Origin of the sequence: Mesorhizobium zhangyense (assembly GCF_011045115.1) — a bacterium.
Taxonomy (GTDB): domain Bacteria; phylum Pseudomonadota; class Alphaproteobacteria; order Rhizobiales; family Rhizobiaceae; genus Mesorhizobium_M; species Mesorhizobium_M zhangyense.
Window position 1 is genome coordinate 38,923 of the sequence record NZ_JAAKZG010000009.1, and the last position, 17,985, is coordinate 56,907.

Below are 17,985 nucleotides of genomic sequence, written 5' to 3' on the forward strand. Positions count from 1 at the left end.
AGACGACCATGACGCAATCGTTTCAGCGCATAAACGGCACCGAAATGCTGCCCGAAAGGCTGCGTGGCGGCGTGGTGGCGATCGGCAATTTCGACGGCGTGCATCGCGGCCATCAGGCCGTTCTGGAGCGCGCGCTGGACGAGACGCGCCGGCGCGGCGTGCCCGCGCTGGTGCTGACCTTCGAGCCGCATCCGCGCACAGTGTTCCAGCCCGACACGCCGCTTTTCATCCTGACGCCCGCGCCGATGAAGGCGCGGCTTCTGGCCGAGCTTGGCTTCGCGGCAGTCGTGGAACAGGGCTTTACCCGAGACTTCGCCGAATTGAGTGCCGAAGAATTCGTGACGCAGATACTCGAAAGCAATCTCGGCATCAGCCATGTCGTCACCGGTTTTGATTTCCACTTCGGCAAAAACAGGCGCGGCGGCCCGGCGTTCCTGATGGAGGCCGGCGAGCGCCATGGCTTTGGCGTCACGCTGGTCGATGCCTTTCGCGACGAAGGCACCGAGATCGTATCGTCCAGCCGCATTCGCGGGCTCCTGTCGGAAGGCGAGCCAGCCGAAGCGGCGGGCCTGCTCGGCTACCGCTATACCGTCGAGGCCGAGGTGACGCATGGCAAGCAGCTTGGCCGCACGTTGGGTTTCCCGACCGCCAACATGGCGCTGCCGGAAAGCATGGCGCTGAAGCACGGTATCTATGCGGTACGGTTTCGCCGTGCCGACGGCACGCTGCATGACGGGGTCGCCAGCTTCGGCCGCCGACCGACGGTGGCCGACAATGGCGCGCCGCTGCTCGAAACCTTCCTGTTCGACTATTCCGGCGATCTTTACGGGCAGACCTGCCGCGTCTCGCTGTTCGGCTATCTGCGCGGCGAAGTGAAGTTCGACGGGCTCGACACGCTGGTCGTGCAGATGAAGCGCGACGAGGAAGAGGCGCGCGCGCTTCTCTCGGGCGTCAAGCCGCTTTCCGAACTGGACAGTGCAATCGCGTTCTGATGCACGCCAATCGTCATCCCGGAAGCCGTAGCGTAGCGAAGGCTATCCGGGACCCATTCCGCGACGTTGAAATTCCGGAATGGGTCCTGGCTCTTTCCCTCGCTTCGCTCGGTCGGCCGGGATGACGCGGCGGAGGTTATGCCGGCGATGGCGGACGGGATTATTTCCGCAGCGCCAGGCCGAACGCGATAAAAGTCCAGCCCTGAAAGATCAGGTCGATCGCCAGGAACATGCCGAGCACCCACAGGCTGTTGACCGGCCAGCCGAGCGCGATGATGAGGCCGGCAAGTGCCGTGACCACACCTGCTGCGACGAGCCAGCCCCAGCCTGCGGCCGGCTTGCTCTTGAAGCCCAGCCATAGCCGCAAGATGCCGGAGGCAACGAGGCTGACCGCAAGCAGGAAGGTCAGCACGGCAGACGCCAGCAGCGGATTGTAGAAGGCGAGGAAGCCGGCGATCGCATAGAGCAGGCCGCTGCCCAGCCACCAGAAGAAGTTGCCCCAGCTTTTCACGCCGAAAGCATGCGCGATCTCGATGACGCCGGCCATCAGCATCAGCGAGCCGACGACATAGACCGAGGCCACGGTGGCGATGAAAAGATTGCCGAACGCAATGCCGCCGAAGATCAGCAGCAACACACCGAGCGCTACGAACCAGCCCCATTTCGAACGCGCATCGCCGATGGCGTCTTTCAGGACTTCGGGCATTTCTGAAGGTAAGGTCATCGCCGTCATCTCCATGCTTGGATAAACGTTGCCACAATCCCGCCATGATTAAAGTAGCGCCACCCACATGAGTCGTCCAGCGGAAGCGCTTTGCGCCCGGTTGAGGCAACCTTGCGAAATTAAATCAAATTTTACGCAAACCCCGCACAAGCTTGTGGCAACGATTGGTTGTGTGTGTGCGTGAGTGGGGCTGTTGATGACGTCTTTCAGTCGGAAGTCGGTTGGTTGTTCGGTTGCCGTGTTGCTGGGGCTCTCGCAGAGCGCTGCGGCCGAAGGCGGTTTCTTCGACTGGGTTCACGGCGACTGGTACCTGACCGTCGGCGCATCGGGCATCGTGGCGCCGCGTTTCGAAGGCTCGAACAGCCGCATATTCACCGCCTCGCCGATCATCTCGCTCGGCAAAGCCGGCGCTCCCGCCCGGTTCGTCTCGCGCAACGACAACATCTCGATGTCATTGCTCGACGACGGTCCCGTGCGCGCGGGCTTGACCGGAAAGTTCCTGTTTGCGCGCGACAACGACATAGATGACCTCAAAGGTCTCGACCCGGTGCGCTGGGGTGGCGAGGTCGGTGGTTTCTTCGAGATTTATCCGACCGACTGGATGCGCATGCGCGGCGAGGTGCGCCACGGCATCAGGGCGCACAATGGCATCGTCGCCGACATTTCCGCCGACGCGTTCTACGATGTGACGCCAACAATCCGCGTTTCCGGCGGGCCGCGAGCGACCTTCGCCACCGCCAAATATTTCGACGCCTATTACGGCGTCTCGGCTTCCGAATCCGCGGCGTCAGGCTTGAGCCGATACGATCCCGGCAGCGGCCTGAAGTCGGTCGGCGTCGGTGGTGCGGTGAACTGGAAGGCGACCGACAAGATCACGGCGACCGTGTTCAGCGAATATTCGCGGCTCAAGGGACCGGCGGCTGATTCCAGCCTGGTGAAAGAGCGCGGCTCACGCGACCAGCTGATGTTTGGCGTCTCGGCGACGTATCGCTTCGACTTCCAGATGTAGCGTTTACGCATTTATCCGCTTTATTCTCTTGGTTCTCTCCGCTAAAAGCGCGCCATGAGATGTCTCGCGCCCGTCTTCGCGATTGCTATACGAATTACGGGCCCGGCTTTCCGGGTGGCTTGAGGCTGCCTGAAAGTCCGGGACTTTTTGCCTGCGCGCATTCCCGCGCATTTTCCATTAAATGACAATTGAACGCCCGAGGCGCTTTTCGCCGGGCAACCGATGGCAAGACAATGACCGATACGTCCGAGAAACTCGATTACTCCAAAACCCTTTATCTGCCGCAGACGGAATTTCCGATGCGCGCCGGCCTGCCCGAGAAGGAGCCGATCGCTGTTGCGCGCTGGCAGAAGATGGACCTCTACAAGCGCCTGCGCGAAAGTGCGGCCGGCCGCGAGAAATTCGTGCTGCATGACGGCCCGCCCTATGCCAACGGCAACATCCATATCGGCCATGCGCTGAACAAGGTGCTGAAGGATGTCATCACGCGCTCGTTCCAGATGCGTGGGTTCGATAGCAATTACGTGCCGGGCTGGGACTGCCACGGCCTGCCGATCGAATGGAAGATCGAGGAGCAGTACCGCGCCAAGGGCAAGAACAAGGACGAGGTGCCGGTCAACGAGTTCCGCAAGGAATGCCGCGACTTCGCGCAGGGCTGGATCAAGGTGCAGGGCGACGAGTTCCAGCGGCTCGGCGTCGTCGGCGATTTCAAGAACCCCTATTTGACGATGAGTTTTCACGCCGAGGCGCGGATCGCAGGCGAGCTTTTGAAGTTCGCAGCATCCGGCCAGCTCTATCGCGGCTCCAAGCCGGTGATGTGGAGCGTGGTCGAGCGCACGGCTCTGGCCGAGGCCGAGGTCGAGTATCAGGATTACGAGAGCGACACGATCTGGGTGAAGTTCCCGGTGGCTGATTTCAACCCAGATCTTGTAGCTCACGAGGATACATCTGCCGAAGATTTCAATGAAATGACGGCAGCGATACTTGGTTCATCTGTCGTCATCTGGACGACGACGCCATGGACCATCCCCGGCAACCGCGCCGTCAATTTCTCGCCGCGGGTAAGCTACGGCCTTTATGAAGTCACGGCGGCGGAGAACGATTTCGGTCCCCAGCCGGGCGAGAAGCTGATCTTTGCCGACGCTCTGGCCGAAGACTCCGAAGCCAAGGCCAAGGTCACGTTGAATCGTCTTCGCAGCGTTTCGGCCGAAGAGCTTGGAAGCCTTACGCTTTCCCACCCGTTCAAAGGCCTTGGCGGCGGCTATGAATTCGTAGTGCCCATGCTCGCCGGCGATCATGTCACCGACGATGCCGGCACCGGTTTCGTGCACACCGCGCCCGGCCACGGCCGCGAGGACTTTGACGCCTGGATGGATGCCGGAAAAAAACTGCGCGAGCGCGGCATCGATCCGTCGATCCCCTTTACCGTCGATGATGGCGGTTTCTTCACCAAGGATGCGCCCGGTTTCGGCCCGGATCGTGAGGGCGGGCCTGCGCGCGTCATCGACGACAACGGCAAAAAGGGCGATGCCAACAAGGCCGTCATCGACGAGTTGATCAAGCGCAACGCGCTGTTCGCGCGCGGCCGCCTGAAGCACAGCTACCCGCATTCGTGGCGTTCGAAGAAGCCGATCATCTTCCGCAACACGCCGCAGTGGTTCGTCTATATGGACAAGGAACTGGGCGACGGCACGACGCTGCGCTCGCGCGCGCTGCAAGCCATCGACGACACCCGTTTCGTGCCCGGCGCCGGCCAGACGCGCCTGCGCTCGATGATCGAGGAGCGCCCGGACTGGGTGCTGTCGCGCCAGCGCGCCTGGGGCGTGCCGATCGCCGTCTTCGCCGATGCCGACGGCACCGTGCTCGTGGACGAGGCCGTCAACCAGCGCATCGTCGATGCCTTCGAGGCTGAAGGTGCCGACGCCTGGTTCGCGGAAGGTGCGCGCGAGCGTTTCCTCGGCTCCCGCGCCAACGAGCCGTGGGTGCAGGTCATGGACATCCTCGATGTCTGGTTCGATTCGGGCTCCAGCCACACCTTTACGCTGGAAGACCGCCCGGACATGAAATGGCCGGCCGATGTCTATCTCGAAGGTTCGGACCAGCATCGCGGCTGGTTCCATTCGTCGCTGCTGGAAAGCTGCGGCACGCGCGGCCGTGCGCCTTACAACACCGTCGTCACCCATGGCTTCACCATGGATGAGGAAGGCCGCAAGATGTCGAAGTCGCTCGGCAACACGGTGGTGCCGCAGGACGTCATCAAGCAATCGGGCGCCGATATCCTGCGCCTGTGGGTGGTGACGACCGATTATTGGGAAGACCAGCGCCTCGGCAAGAACGTGCTGCAGACCAATATCGACGCCTACCGCAAGCTGCGCAACACCATCCGCTGGATGCTCGGCACGCTCGCCCACGACGAGGGCGACGTGGTGCCGGTGAAAGAGATGCCGGAGCTGGAGCAGCTGATGCTGCACCGGCTGGCTGAACTCGACGAGGTCGTGCGCGCCGGTTACGACGCCTTCGAGTTCAAGCGCGTCACGCGCGCGCTGATCGATTTCATGGTGGTGGAGCTTTCCGCCTTCTATTTCGATATCCGTAAGGACGCGCTCTACTGCGAAGCGCCATCGAGCACCAAGCGCAAGGCGGCTGTGCAGGTTGTGCGCCATCTGTTCGACCATCTGGTGACATGGCTGGCGCCGATGCTGCCCTTCACCACCGAAGAGGCGTGGCTGGAACGCTATCCATCGTCCGAATCGGTGCATCTCGAACAGTTCCCGGCCGTACCGGCGGACTGGAAGAACGATGCGCTGGCCGAAAAGTGGAAAAAAATCCGCCAGGTGCGCAGCGTCGTTACCGGCGCGCTCGAGCTTGAACGGGCGAAGAAGACCATCGGTTCGTCGCTGGAAGCCGTGCCGGTTGTCCACATGAACGATGCAGCGCTTGAGGCCGCATTGTCAGGCATCGACATGGCCGAGATCAGCATCACCAGCGATCTGGTGGTTTCGCATCGGGGCGCACCTGCAGACGCCTTTGTGCTGCGCGAAGTGCCGGGTGTGGCGGTTGTGGTGGAAAAGGCCGACGACAAGGGCCTGCGCAAATGCGCGCGTTCCTGGCGCTATACCGACGACGTTGGTTCGGACCCGGAGTTCCCGGAAGTGTCGGCGCGCGACGCCAAGGCTCTTCATGAATTGAAAGCTTTAGGGCGTATTTAGAGTACATGCGGGGGAGGGCGCGGCGTCGGTCGTTGCCCTTGCCTGCCGCTTGGGTTACAAGCGCGGGGCTCCGGGCGACAAAATCTCGCCGGATTCCCATCGGATGAGGGTTGCGGGAAATATCCGGATTGCGGTCCGATATAGAGCGAGAGGCGGTTTGCAGTGAAATTTTCTGGCCTGACTGAAATGACGCGTGCGCGCTGGATGGTGTTTGCGCCGCTCGTGGCTTCCAGCCTCGCGGTTTCGGGTTGCATGAGCGGCCCTACTTACGGCACCGACAAGACCTCGACCGAACAGCTCGTCGGCGACGTCACCGGCATTCTTTCAATGGCGCCGAAAAATCGGGGCGACATCGAATACAAGCCGCGGCCCGATCTGGTTAAGCCCAAGCCGGGCGAAAAGCTAAATCTTCCCGCACCGCAGGAAAGCATCGTCAACGCCGATGCCAGCCAGTGGCCGGAATCGCCTGAGCAGAAGCGTACGCGGCTGCGCGCTGAAGCGACGGAAAACCGCGATACGCCCGGCTGGCGTCCACAGATCCTGGGTGATCTCGGTGCCCCATCGTCGTCGTCGGTTTCTCGGCCGGGCGTGACCGAGCGCACCATGGATTCGGGCGTCGAGAAGGTTGGCAAGCAGGCGGAACAGCGTGCAGCATTCAATCAGCGCCTTGCCGAAACCAAGCAGGGCAGCCCGACGACGCGCAAGTTCCTCAGCGAACCGCCGCTGACCTATCGCGAGCCGTCTGCAACAGCGCCCGTCGGCGATGTCGGCGAGGACGAGGTCAAGAAAGAACGGCGCCTGAAGGCTCAGGCGACGAAGAAGACCGGCAACAGCTGGCGCGACGTTCTGCCCTGGTAAGGGCTGCGCCCTGACAAATCGTCAGGGCTCGCGGCGGGCCTGAAAGAAATCCTTGAGAATCGTCGAAGCGCTTGTCTCGGCTATGCCAGGATAGACTTCCGGCACGTGATGGCAGGTCGGCGAGGCGAAGAAACGCACGCCGTTGACCACCGCGCCGCCTTTTTCGTCGCCCGCTCCAAAATAGAGGCGGCGGATGCGGGCGAATGAAATGGCGCCCGCGCACATCGCGCAAGGCTCCAGCGTCACATAAAGATCGAGATCGTTCAGGCGTTCAGCGGAGAGTTTTTGCGATGCTTCGCGGATCGCCAGCATCTCGGCATGGGCAGTCGGATCGTTGAGTTCACGGGTGCGATTGCCGGCGCTGGCGACAACCTGGTCGCCCTTGGCTATCACCGCGCCGACCGGCACTTCGCCGCGCTTTGCCGCAGCTTCGGCCTCTGCAAGCGCCAGCGCCATGAAATCCGGGCGTTTCAATCCGTTATTCCCCTCGCAAGTGCAGGATGTTCCTGTTATCTACCGCCCCTGAAAGGCAAAGGCCACATGGACGACGATCGAAAAAAATTCCCGCGTAGAGGCGGACCGCGCAAGGGCGTCAAACCCGATTTCGCTGCAAAGCCGCGTTTCGAGGGCGGCAAGCCGTTCGTGAAGCGCGAAGGGGCGGCCAAGCCACCCTATGCCAAGCGCCGCGACGATGCGACAGCAGGCGCAGAGCGCCCCAAGCGCGATTTCAAGCGTGACGACCGCCCGCGTGAAGGTGGCGAGGCGAAAGCCGAGCGCAGCGGCGCGCCGTTCCGCAAGGGGCCTCGGCCCGAGGGCAAGTCCGATTTCGCTGCAAAGCCGCGTTTCGAGGGTGGCAAGCCGTTCGTAAAGCGCGACGGCGCGGCCAAGCCCTATGCGAAGCGTCGCGACGATGCGGCAGCTGGTGCTGAACGTCCCAAGCGCGATTTCAAACGCGACGACCGTCCGCGTGATGGCGGTGCCGCGCGGCCTGAACGCAGCGACAAGCCTTATCGTGCCGGTCCACGGCCCGAAGGAAAACCCTTTGTCAGACGGCCCGATCGGGAAGGCGATGCTGGCGGCGAGCGCCCGGCGCGGCGATTCGACCGGCCGCAAGGCGCGCGCGAAGGCGGTTTCGAAAAACGCCCACGGCCCGAAGGTTTCAAGCCGGACGGCGAACGCAAGCCGTTTGCCCGGCCACGCGAGGAAGCGGAAGAGGGCGAGCGCATCGCCAAGCGGCTGGCCCGCGTCGGCATTGCTTCGCGCCGCGACGCCGAGGAACTGATCGCGGCTGGCCGCGTCAAGGTCAACGGCAAGATTCTGGCTTCGCCGGCCATCAACGTCATGGCGAGCGATACGATCGAGCTCGATGGCGAGACCATTCCGCCGATCGAACGCACGCGGATGTTCCTGTTCCACAAGCCGTCCGGTGTGGTCACGACGAATCGCGATCCGGAAGGCCGCAAGACGGTGTTCGACCTCCTGCCGGCCGAACTGCCGCGCCTGATGACTATCGGACGCCTCGATATCAACACCGAAGGCCTGCTGCTGCTCACCAATGATGGCGGGCTGTCGCGCGTGCTGGAACTGCCGGCAACCGGCTGGTTGCGGCGCTACCGTGTCCGCGTCCATGGCAAGGTCGACGAGAAGCAGCTTGCCGGTCTCAAGGACGGCATCGCCGTCGATGGCGTTTTCTACGGCGCGATCGAGGCCTCGCTGGACCGCGAGCAGGGCACAAATGCCTGGCTGACGATCGGCCTGCGCGAAGGCAAGAACCGCGAGGTGAAGAACATCCTCGGCGCGCTCGGGCTCGACGTGACGCGGCTGATCCGCATTTCCTACGGGCCGTTCCAGCTTGGCGAACTGCCCGAGGGCCATGTCCAGGAAATGGCCGGACGCACGCTGCGCGACCAGCTTGGTGAGCGGCTTATCGAGGAATCGGGCGCGAATTTCGACGCCGACATCGTAAAGCCCTTCTCCAACAAGCCGGTGCGGCGCACTTTCGACAAGCCGGCTCCGGCAGCCGCGCCGGCACCGCGTCAGGCGCGCCCGGTGCATATCGGCGAAGGCGGGCTGATCAAGAACCGCAAGCGCGACAATGAGCGCCATCGCGAAGACGTGCTCGGCCGCTTGCAGACCAAGCCCGATCGCGGCTTCAAGAGTGATCGCGGCCCTAAATCCGATTTTGGCGACAAGCCGGCTCGCGGACCCAAGCCCGATTTCGGCGACAGGCCCGCGCGTGGACCCAAGCCCGCACGTGGCGGCAAGTCCGAGCGCGAATCGCGTCCGATCGAACCGCCGGGTGTCCGCAAGGCCAATGTCTGGATGGCGCCGGGTGCACGGCCGATCGGCAAGGGCAGGGCAGCAGCCGAAAAGGCGGAAGTGGATGCACGTAAAGCCAGCAAGGCGCAGCATCACGGCAAGCCGTTCTTCGACAAGCCGGGTGGCGGAAAGTCCGGTTTCGGCAAGCCGCGCCGTGAAGGCGAAGAGGGCGGCAAGGGACCGCGAGGCGGAGGTGATAGGCCGCGCGGCCCGCGCAAGGATCGCGGCTGATGCGCATTGTCGGCGGCGAGCTTCGCGGCCGGCCGCTGGCCACGCCGCGAACCAACGCCATACGCCCGACCACGGACCGCACTCGCGAAGCGCTGTTCAATGTGCTTGCGCACCGGTTTTCCGACCGGCTGGAAGGCGCGCGCGTGCTCGATCTCTTTGCCGGCACCGGCGCGCTTGGGCTTGAGGCACTGTCGCGTGGCGCGTCGTTTTGCATGTTCATCGAGGAATCGGCCGAGGGCCGCGGCTTGATCCGCACCAATGTCGAAACCTTCAATCTGAATGGCCGCACCAAGATTTTCCGCCGCGATGCGACCGGTCTCGGCCCCGCCGGCACCGTCCAGCCGTTCGGCCTCGTCTTCGCTGACCCGCCCTATGGCAAGGGTCTCGGCGAAGCAGCGCTTAGATCCGCGCGCGACGGAGGCTGGCTCGCGCCTGATGCGCTTTGCGTGGTCGAGGAATCGGCCGCTGCAGCTTTCGATCCGGGAACCGGGTTTTCCGTGATCGATGAGCGCAGTTATGGCGAAACCATCATACGCCTGATCGAACTTTCCTGATCTTTTCAGGCACTTCGTCTAGCTTCGGCCTCTTTTTCAGGGACACATGACGGAGAATTCACTTTTCCAGCCGTCATGCGGCTGCCATACCGCTCATGACAATTGCAGTGATGCCGAGGAGCTGTTGATGATTTTTGAAGCCGGGTGGGCAATACGGCGGGGAGGACGCTTCGTTGCGGCGTCCCTGATGTTGCTGACGGTAACCGCCACGCCTGCATTGACAGCCCCCGCGCAAGCCGCCCAGGGCGACCAGGAGGTTTCCAACTTCTTCCTTGGCAACGGCATGGAAGTGGTGGTCATACCCGATCATCGCGCGCCGATCGTTACGCATATGGTCTGGTACAAGATCGGCAGCGCCGACGAACCGCCGGGCAAATCCGGCATTGCCCATTTCTTCGAGCATCTGATGTTCAAGGGCACGACCAATCACCGGGCCGGCGAGTTCGGCACCAGGATCGCCGAGATCGGCGGCAGCGAAAACGCTTTCACATCATATGATTACACGGCTTTCTTCCAGACCGTGACGCCTGACGCGCTCGAAACCATGATGAGTTTCGAGTCAGACCGCATGCGCAACCTGATTCTCACCGATGCGGTGATCGGGCCCGAGCGTGACGTCATCCTCGAGGAGCGTCGTTCGCGGATCGAGGGCAGCCCGGACGCGCTGCTGAGCGAAGAGGTTCAGGCGACGCTGTTCCAGAACCACCCTTATCGCATTCCCGTGATCGGTTGGATGCATGAGATGGAAAAGCTGAACCGCGCCGAGGCCATCGATTTCTACAACCGCTATTATGCGCCAAACAACGCCGTGCTGGTCGTGGCCGGCGATGTCGATGCCGCAACCGTGCGGGCCATGGCCGAAAAGACCTATGGCCGGGTGGCGCGCGGCCCGGACCTTCCGCCGCGCATACGCCCGACCGAGCCGGAGCAGAACACGAAGCGCACCGTGACACTGACGGACGCGCGCGTCAGCGTCCCGAGCTTCTCCAAGGGATGGGTCGTGCCGTCCTACAACCGCGCCCAGCCGGGCGAGGCCGAAGCGCTCGACCTGTTGTCGGAAATTCTCGGTGGCGGCACGCAGAGCCGGCTTTATCAGGCGCTTGTCGTCAAGGCGCGCATTGCCTCGAGCGCCGGCGCTTATTTCGACGGCACGGCATTGGACGACACCAGCTTCACCGTCTACGGCTCGCCGCTCGGCGAAACCGGGCTGGAGAAGCTGGAGGCTGCCGTCGACGCCGAGATCGTGAATATCGCCACCAAGGGCGTCACCGATTCGGAACTGGATAAGGCCAAGAACCGCTACGTCCGCTCCATGATCTTCGCGCGCGACAAGCAGTCCAGCATGGCCAATATGTATGGCAGCGCGCTGACCACTGGCGGGACAGTCCAGGAAATACAGCAATGGCCGGATAAGATCCGCGCCGTGACAGCCGATCAGGTTCGTGCTGTGGCCGCCAAATACCTCAAGCCGGAGATTTCGGTGACGGGCTATCTGCTGCCGGCGCAGGCAGCCAGCACCCCTCCCGCGGAAGAGGTCCCACCGGCCGATGTGGGCGCAACTGACGGCGAGGCCGGCAAGCCCGGGCCTGCCGAGGCCTCCCCCGCCAAGACACCGCCTGCGAATTGATCCGGATGGTTACCATGAGAACGACATTCGACATACGCGCCCGGGCGATCTCCTCGATCGTCACGCTGGCGATGGCGCTTTTCTTCCTTGTCCTGCCCTGCGTGGTTTCTGCCCGGGCGGCGATGAATATCCAGGAAGTTAAATCCTCCAGCGGCGTCACGGCCTGGCTCGTCGAGGATTATTCGGTTCCGATCATTGCGATACGCTTCGCCTTCGAGGGCGGCAGCACGCAGGACCCAAAAGGCAAGGAGGGGCTTGCTAACCTGATAACCGGCCTGTTCGATGAAGGCGCCGGCGATCTCGACAGCGAGACGTACCAGTCGCGGCTGGACGATGCGGGCGCCGAGATGAGTTTCACGGCAAGGCGCGACAGCATCTACGGCTCGATGCGACTGCTTGCCGACCAGCGCGAAGAGGCGTTCGACCTCCTGCGCATGGCAATCACCGCGCCGCGGTTCGACCAGGCGCCGATCGATCGCATCCGGGCGCAAATCGTGTCCGGCATCGTTTCCGGCGCGCGCGATCCGGAAGTCGCGGCACAGTTGAAATGGGCATCGGCGCTTTATGGCGACCACCCCTATGCGCGCCGCGACGAAGGCTCGGAGCAGTCGCTTGCGACGATCACGGCTGACGATCTGCGCGCTTTCCACAAGGCGATCTTCGCCCGGGAAAAGCTGAAAATCTCCGTCGTCGGCGCGATCGACGCCGATACGCTGAAGGCCGATCTCGACAAGCTCTTCGGCAGTCTGCCGGAAAAGCCGACGCTTACGCCTATCCCTGATGTCCAGCCGAAACTCGGTCAGGAAGTCCGCGTCGAATACGACCTGCCGCAGACGATGATCCAGCTTGCCTATCCGGGCGTCGAGCGCACGGCACCGGATTTCTTCGGCGCGGTGTTGATGAACCACATTCTCGGCGGTGGCACGTTCACCTCGCGGCTATTTGACGAGGTGCGTGAGAAGCGCGGCCTGACCTACGGCATTTCGTCGTCGCTGGTGAATTACGAGCACGCCAATGCCTTGACGATCGGCACCTCTACACGCGCCGACAAGGCGGCCGAGGCGCTGGCGCTGATCCGCGACGTGATACGCAAGATGGCCGACAATGGGCCGACGCAGGCGGAACTGGACGCGGCGAAGAAGTATCTGGTCGGCGCCTACGCCATCAACAATCTCGATTCGTCGAGCGCCATCGCCAGTACGCTGGTGGAGCTGCAATTGCAGGATCTCGGCATCGACTACATGAATCGACGAGCCGGATTGATCAACGCGGTGACGCTGGAAGACACCAAGGCGGCAGCGAAGAAACTGCTGACGGTCGATCCGGCGATACTGATTGTCGGGCCTTCGCTGGTGGCGGGAAGCAAGTGATGAGCCCGACCTTCGCCATCGCATTCGGTGGCGGCGGTGCGCGCGGGCTCGCGCATATCCATGTCATCGAGGCGCTGGACGAACTCGGCATTAGCCCCGTGGCGATTGCCGGCTCCTCGATCGGCGCGATCATGGGTGCCGGCATGGCGGCCGGCATGAGCGGCCGCGACATTCACGAATATGCGCGTTCTGTGCTGGGCAAGCGCTCCGAAGTGGCGTCACGCATGTGGCGGGCACGGCCGGGAACCTTCGCGGAGATGATGGAAGGCGGCCTGCGCGTCAGCCAGTTCAACATCGAGCGTATTTTGCAGGTGTTCCTGCCGCCCCAAATTCCCGAGACATTTGCCGAGCTGAAAATCCCGTTGCGGGTCACGGCGACCGACTTTCTCGGCCACCAGATGACGGTGTTCGACGAGGGCGAGCTGAATTCGGCGCTCGCAGCCTCCGCCGCCATTCCGGCGGTGTTCCGCCCGGTTCGGCGTGACGGCAAGATCCTGATCGACGGCGGCATCTATAACCCGGTGCCGTTCGATCTGGTCGAGAAGGATGCTGACATCGTGATTGCAATCGATGTCGTCGGCACACCGACTGATGGCGGACGCAAGAAGCCGAATTCCATCGACCTGATGTTCGGCGCGACCCAGCTGATGATGCAGTCGATCATCGCCAGCAAGGTCAAGCAGGGCAGGCCGGAGATTTTCCTGCGGCCGCCGGTTTCCCGGTTTCGCGCTCTGGATTTCCTGAAGATCGACGCGGTGATGAGCGAAACGGTTGCCATCAAGGACGAGTTGAAGCGCGCGGTCGAGACGGCAATACGCAGCGCCGAGCGCCGCCGCACCGCCTAGAATCTCGCTATTGCAGCGTAGCTGCCTTGCCGGTTGAAAACGGCGACTGCGCCGACGGCGGCGGCGCTGGCATGGTTTCGTCCGGCACCGGCTGACCGGCAATGCCGCGTACGACGCGAAAGCAGACGAGCATTGAGACGACACCGAAGACGACAGCGCCGAGACCCCAGCCGGCGATGACGCCCTCGGCGCCATAGAAATGTGCGCCCGCCCAGACGAAGGGAATGACGCCCAGCGTCGAGCGGCCCCAGTTGAACACCGTCGAATAGGTCGGATAGCCGAGATTGTTGAAGGCCGCGCTCGAAACGAAAATCGCGCCGTTGAACAGGAAGCTGCCGGCGGCGAACAGGCAGAAGAATTCGATCAGTTCACGCGACAGCCCGGTCGCACCGAAGATCGAGGCGATCGGATGGGCGAATATCGCCAGCAGCGCCCACATCACCAGAACATAGCCGACAGTGAAGAACAGCGCATTGCGCATCGTGCTCATCAGGCGGTCGTATCGGCGCGCGCCGTAATTCTGCCCGAGGATCGGGCCGACCGCGCCTGAAAGCGCAAAGATGACGCCGAAGGCAACCGGCACGATGCGCCCGATGATCGCCCAGCCGGCCACCGCCTGATCGCCGAAGGCGGCAATCTCGGTGGTGACGAAGGCGTTGCCGACCGGGGTCGCGATCTGCGTCAGCACGGCGGGCAGCCCGATGGCGAAGAAGGGGCGGAACGCGGCCGCGAGCCTTTCGCGGTCTGGCAGCCTGATAAGCCGGTGGACGCGATGCGCGCCATAGATGCCGACGGCCAGCATGACGACACGCGAAAGCACGGTGGAGATCGCTGCGCCATCGATGCCGAGGCCAAGTCCGAAAATGAGAATCGGGTCGAAGATCGCGGCGGCGATGGCGGCGGCGAGCGTCACATACATCGCACGCTTGGCGTCTCCGACACCGCGCAATATGCCGGTGGTGCACATGCCGAGCGCCAGCAGCGGTGTCGAAAACACCACGATCTGCAAAAATCGCGTGGAGAGGTCCAGCGTGTTGCCGGTCGCACCGAGCATGGCCGTCAGGTCACGCAGGAAGGGAAAGACGGCGATGCTGAGCAGAACCGTCGTAATACCCATGAACACCATGGATGCACCGGCCATGCGGGCCGCATCCTCCCGGCTGCCGCGTCCCAGCGCACGGGAAACCAGCGCTCCGCAGGCGATCGTCAGGCCGATGGCGATGGAGAGCGTGAAGAACAGTAGCGTCGAGGCAAAGCCGATCGCTGCCGCCAGTTCCTGAACGCCGAGCAGCGAAATGTAGAAGAGGTTCAGCGCGTCAACGACGAAGACCGCAATCAGGCCCACCGACCCCGTCGCCGTCATCGTGATGACATGGCGCATGGTCGAACCGGTGGTGAATTTAGCCGTGTGGCTGGCTTGCGGCTTTTCGTTCATGCGGTCTGCTTTCGACCTCGGATGGAGCGATCAGTGCGCGAAGACTTGTTCGAGCGACCGGAAGCCCTTGAATTCAAGCGCATTGCCGGAAGGATCGCGGATGAACAGCGTCGCCTGTTCGCCGGGCTCCCCGGCAAAGCGGATCATCGGCCGCTCCAGCCAGTCGATGCCGTCATGGGCTTCGAGGCGATTGGCGAGCGCCTGCCAGTCGTCCATCAGCAGGACGGCGCCGAAATGCGGGATCGGCACCAGCTTGTCGCCAACCTTTCCGTCATTGGCTGCAGAGGCCGTTTCGGGTCGCAGATGTGCCGACATCTGATGGCCGAAAAGATCGAAATCGACCCAGGTGTCGGACGAGCGCCCAATCGCGCAGCCGAGGACATCGCGGTAGAAAGCGCGGGTTTCCTCGAGGTTGCGGACGGGGAATGCGAGATGAAAAGGGGTCATGTTCGGGGTCCGGTTATTCTGCGTGAGGCGATATGCCCGGTTGCTATTGGCGCTATGGTGGTCGAGTCCTAGACTAGAGTCGGATCGTTTCCAAAGGAATTGGTTCGGCCCCGGTCTTTCTGCTGGACCACGCCCATTGCACAAGCGGGATGGGAACAATAGATGGTGCAGCAAGCCTGCGAGCCAACTGATTTGGGAAAATCCGCATGAATGACACCCTCGATGCCGTCAAGGACGCCGGAAAGCTGACCGATCGCGTCGCGGCTCTCGTCGAAGCGGCAAAGCGAGCCGGCGCAGATGCAGCCGATGCCGTCGCTGTGCGTGGCCGCTCGGCGGGCGTTTCGGTGCGGCTCGGCAAGGTCGAAGCCACCGAGGCGTCGGAGAGCGAGGATGTGTCGCTGCGCGTCTTCGTCGGCCAGCGCGTCGCCAGCGTTTCGGCGACCGCGGCTTCCGATCCGAATCAACTGGCCGAGCGCGCCGTCGCCATGGCGAAGGTTTCGCCGGAAGACCCGTATCAGGGTCTGGCCGATCCGGCGCTGCTGGCCAAAACCGTTCGCGACCTCGACCTCTATGATAGCACGGTCGTTTCCGCCGAGCGGCTAAAGGCTGATGCGCTTGCGGCGGAAGAGGCGGCTCTTGCGGTTCCCGGCGTCACCAATTCCGGCGGCAGCGGCGCAAGTGCCGGTCTCGGCGGCATGGTGCTTGCCACCTCGCACGGCTTTCTCGGCCACTATGTCGGCACGCGCTTTTCGCGCTCGGCCAGCGTGATTGCGGGTGAGGGCACCGGCATGGAGCGCGACTATGATTTCTCCTCGCGCCAGCATTTCGCCGATCTGGATGCGCCCGATGCGATCGGACGCTCAGCCGGCGAGCGGGCGGTGCGACGGCTCAATGCCCGCAAGGCCAAGACCGGTCCGGTCGATGTCGTGTTCGATCCGCGCGTGTCGCGTGGCATTGCCAGCCATCTTGCCGGCGCCATCAACGGCGCTTCGGTGGCGCGCAAGACGAGCTTCCTGCGCGACATGATGGGCAAGCAGGTCGCCAACGGCATCATCACCGTCATCGACGAACCGCTGCGCCGGCGCGGCCCGGCCTCGCGGCCCTTCGACGGTGAAGGCATCGAAGGCGAGAAGCTGGTGATGGTCGAGAATGGCATCCTGAACCACTGGTTCCTCTCGACCTCGGCTGCCAAGGAACTCGGGCTCCAGACCAATGGACGCGGCGCGCGCAGCGGCTCCTCCGTCTCGCCGACCTCGACCAACCTGTCCATCGAGCCGGGCGACCGCTCGCCTGAAGACCTCATCAAGTCGCTGAAGAGCGGCTTCTATGTCACAGAAGTGTTCGGCCAGGGCGTCAACATGATCACCGGCGAATACAGCCGTGGAGCCTCCGGCTTCTGGATCGAGAATGGCGAACTCGCCTATCCCGTATCGGAAGTCACCATCGCGTCGAATCTCAAGGACATGTTCCTCAACATGGTCCCGGCGAGTGATGTCGACCGCAGTTTCGGCACTGCCGCGCCAACGCTACTCATCGAAGGAATGACGCTTGCCGGAAGCTGAGACAGCCAGCGTATCGACCGCCGCCGAAGATCTGTCGCTGCTGCTGGGCGCTGCGCGCGAGGCCGGCGAAATCGCGATGCGCTACTTCCGGAAAAGCCCGGAAGTCTGGATGAAGACCGGGCAATCGCCGGTCAGCGAGGCAGACTACGCCGTCGATAAATTCCTGCGTGAGACGCTGACTGCGGCGCGGCCCGATTATGGCTGGCTGTCGGAAGAAACCGCCGACACCGATGCGCGCCTGACTGCGCTGCGCACCTTCGTCGTCGATCCCATAGACGGCACGCGCGGCTTCATCGACGGGCTGGACGCATGGTGCGTCAGCGTCGCGGTGGTCGAAGCGGGGCAGCCGATAGCCGGCGTTCTCGATTGCCCGGCGCGGCACGAAATCTTTTCCGCGATCCCCGGAGAGGGCGCGCGCAAGAACGGTGCGCCGATCCGCGTTCGCCCAGTTGGAGAGGAAATCGAGATCGGCGGGCCGAAGCCGTTTTTCGATCTCATGCCTGAGGAATGGCTGCAGCGGGCGCATCGCGTCGCGCATGTTCCCTCGCTTGCCTATCGCCTGGCGCTGATTGCGGAAGGCTCGCTCGACGCAACATTCGTCAAGCCCAACTCGCATGACTGGGACATCGCCGCTGCCGACCTGATCCTGCGCGAGGCGGGCGGAAAGCTTGTGGATGCTGCCGGCAACCTGCCTTCTTATGCCGGTGCGGTCACCGCTCATGGCGCGCTGGTTGCCGGCAGTGGCCATCTTCTCGCCGCCATTGCCGGGGTAATAGCGGGCGCCGGGCGCTGAAAGCGCGTTG

The 17,985-nt window shown here is 63.2% G+C and carries 14 protein-coding genes and 1 pseudogene; 11 read left to right on the top strand and 4 right to left on the bottom strand.

Going from position 1 to position 17,985, the window contains the following annotated elements; translation table 11 throughout:
• Positions 1 to 8: 8 nt before the first annotated feature.
• Positions 9 to 992, top strand: a complete 984-nt coding sequence (locus G6N74_RS19955; RefSeq protein WP_165119764.1) for a bifunctional riboflavin kinase/FAD synthetase — start codon at positions 9 to 11, stop codon at positions 990 to 992.
• A gap of 160 nt (positions 993 to 1,152) precedes the next feature.
• Here G6N74_RS19955 and G6N74_RS19960 read toward each other — a convergent pair whose 3' ends face one another.
• Positions 1,153 to 1,698 carry an HdeD family acid-resistance protein gene (locus G6N74_RS19960; RefSeq protein WP_376767732.1) on the bottom strand — a complete coding sequence of 182 codons (546 nt, stop codon included), beginning with the start codon at positions 1,696 to 1,698 and terminating at the stop codon, positions 1,153 to 1,155.
• Between the two features lie 214 nt (positions 1,699 to 1,912).
• On the opposite strand from G6N74_RS19960, the gene G6N74_RS19965 reads away from it, so the two are divergent.
• The 3 genes from G6N74_RS19965 (at position 1,913) to G6N74_RS19975 (ending at position 6,792) form a co-directional block, all read left to right on the top strand.
• A complete protein-coding gene (locus G6N74_RS19965; RefSeq protein ID WP_165119767.1) occupies positions 1,913 to 2,725 on the top strand; it encodes a MipA/OmpV family protein in 813 nt (270 codons plus the stop codon).
• 233 nt (positions 2,726 to 2,958) lie between these two features.
• Entirely contained in the window at positions 2,959 to 5,934 is a 2,976-nt protein-coding gene (gene ileS, locus G6N74_RS19970) for an isoleucine--tRNA ligase (protein ID WP_165119769.1), read from the top strand.
• Between the two features lie 162 nt (positions 5,935 to 6,096).
• The gene (locus tag G6N74_RS19975; RefSeq protein ID WP_312857899.1) at positions 6,097 to 6,792 is read left to right on the top strand and encodes a hypothetical protein; all 696 of its coding nucleotides are present in this window, start codon (positions 6,097 to 6,099) and stop codon (positions 6,790 to 6,792) included.
• Between the two features lie 21 nt (positions 6,793 to 6,813).
• Here the strand turns inward: G6N74_RS19975 and G6N74_RS19980 are convergent, their stop codons facing one another.
• Positions 6,814 to 7,266 (bottom strand): nucleoside deaminase, encoded by a 453-nt coding sequence (locus G6N74_RS19980; RefSeq protein ID WP_165119771.1) that lies wholly within the window; start codon positions 7,264 to 7,266, stop codon positions 6,814 to 6,816.
• A gap of 66 nt (positions 7,267 to 7,332) precedes the next feature.
• On the opposite strand from G6N74_RS19980, the gene G6N74_RS19985 reads away from it, so the two are divergent.
• From G6N74_RS19985 to G6N74_RS20005, 5 genes are all read left to right on the top strand, one after another.
• Positions 7,333 to 9,342 carry a pseudouridine synthase gene (locus tag G6N74_RS19985; protein WP_165119772.1) on the top strand — a complete coding sequence of 670 codons (2,010 nt, stop codon included), beginning with the start codon at positions 7,333 to 7,335 and terminating at the stop codon, positions 9,340 to 9,342.
• Positions 9,342 to 9,896 carry a 16S rRNA (guanine(966)-N(2))-methyltransferase RsmD gene (gene rsmD, locus G6N74_RS19990; protein WP_165119774.1) on the top strand — a complete coding sequence of 185 codons (555 nt, stop codon included), beginning with the start codon at positions 9,342 to 9,344 and terminating at the stop codon, positions 9,894 to 9,896. Before G6N74_RS19985 ends, rsmD begins: the two co-directional genes overlap by 1 nt.
• 127 nt (positions 9,897 to 10,023) lie before the next feature.
• A complete protein-coding gene (locus G6N74_RS19995; protein ID WP_165119776.1) occupies positions 10,024 to 11,523 on the top strand; it encodes a M16 family metallopeptidase in 1,500 nt (499 codons plus the stop codon).
• A gap of 14 nt (positions 11,524 to 11,537) precedes the next feature.
• Entirely contained in the window at positions 11,538 to 12,893 is a 1,356-nt protein-coding gene (locus G6N74_RS20000) for a M16 family metallopeptidase (protein WP_246245830.1), read from the top strand.
• Positions 12,893 to 13,738: a patatin-like phospholipase family protein gene (locus G6N74_RS20005; RefSeq protein ID WP_165119780.1), complete on the top strand. Its 846-nt coding sequence runs from the start codon at positions 12,893 to 12,895 to the stop codon at positions 13,736 to 13,738. Before G6N74_RS20000 ends, G6N74_RS20005 begins: the two co-directional genes overlap by 1 nt.
• A 7-nt stretch (positions 13,739 to 13,745) precedes the next feature.
• Here G6N74_RS20005 and G6N74_RS20010 read toward each other — a convergent pair whose 3' ends face one another.
• Positions 13,746 to 15,173, bottom strand: coding sequence for an MATE family efflux transporter (locus tag G6N74_RS20010; RefSeq protein WP_205826773.1), 1,428 nt, complete (start codon positions 15,171 to 15,173; stop codon positions 13,746 to 13,748).
• A gap of 30 nt (positions 15,174 to 15,203) precedes the next feature.
• Positions 15,204 to 15,548 (bottom strand): annotated as a pseudogene (locus tag G6N74_RS20015) (VOC family protein); the annotation flags it as partial.
• Between the two features lie 278 nt (positions 15,549 to 15,826).
• Here G6N74_RS20015 and G6N74_RS20020 point away from each other — a divergent pair.
• Positions 15,827 to 17,182, top strand: coding sequence for a TldD/PmbA family protein (locus tag G6N74_RS20020; protein WP_165119784.1), 1,356 nt, complete (start codon positions 15,827 to 15,829; stop codon positions 17,180 to 17,182).
• Positions 17,169 to 17,975 carry a 3'(2'),5'-bisphosphate nucleotidase CysQ gene (locus G6N74_RS20025; protein WP_165119786.1) on the top strand — a complete coding sequence of 269 codons (807 nt, stop codon included), beginning with the start codon at positions 17,169 to 17,171 and terminating at the stop codon, positions 17,973 to 17,975. Before G6N74_RS20020 ends, G6N74_RS20025 begins: the two co-directional genes overlap by 14 nt.
• The last annotated feature ends 10 nt before the right edge of the window (positions 17,976 to 17,985 follow it).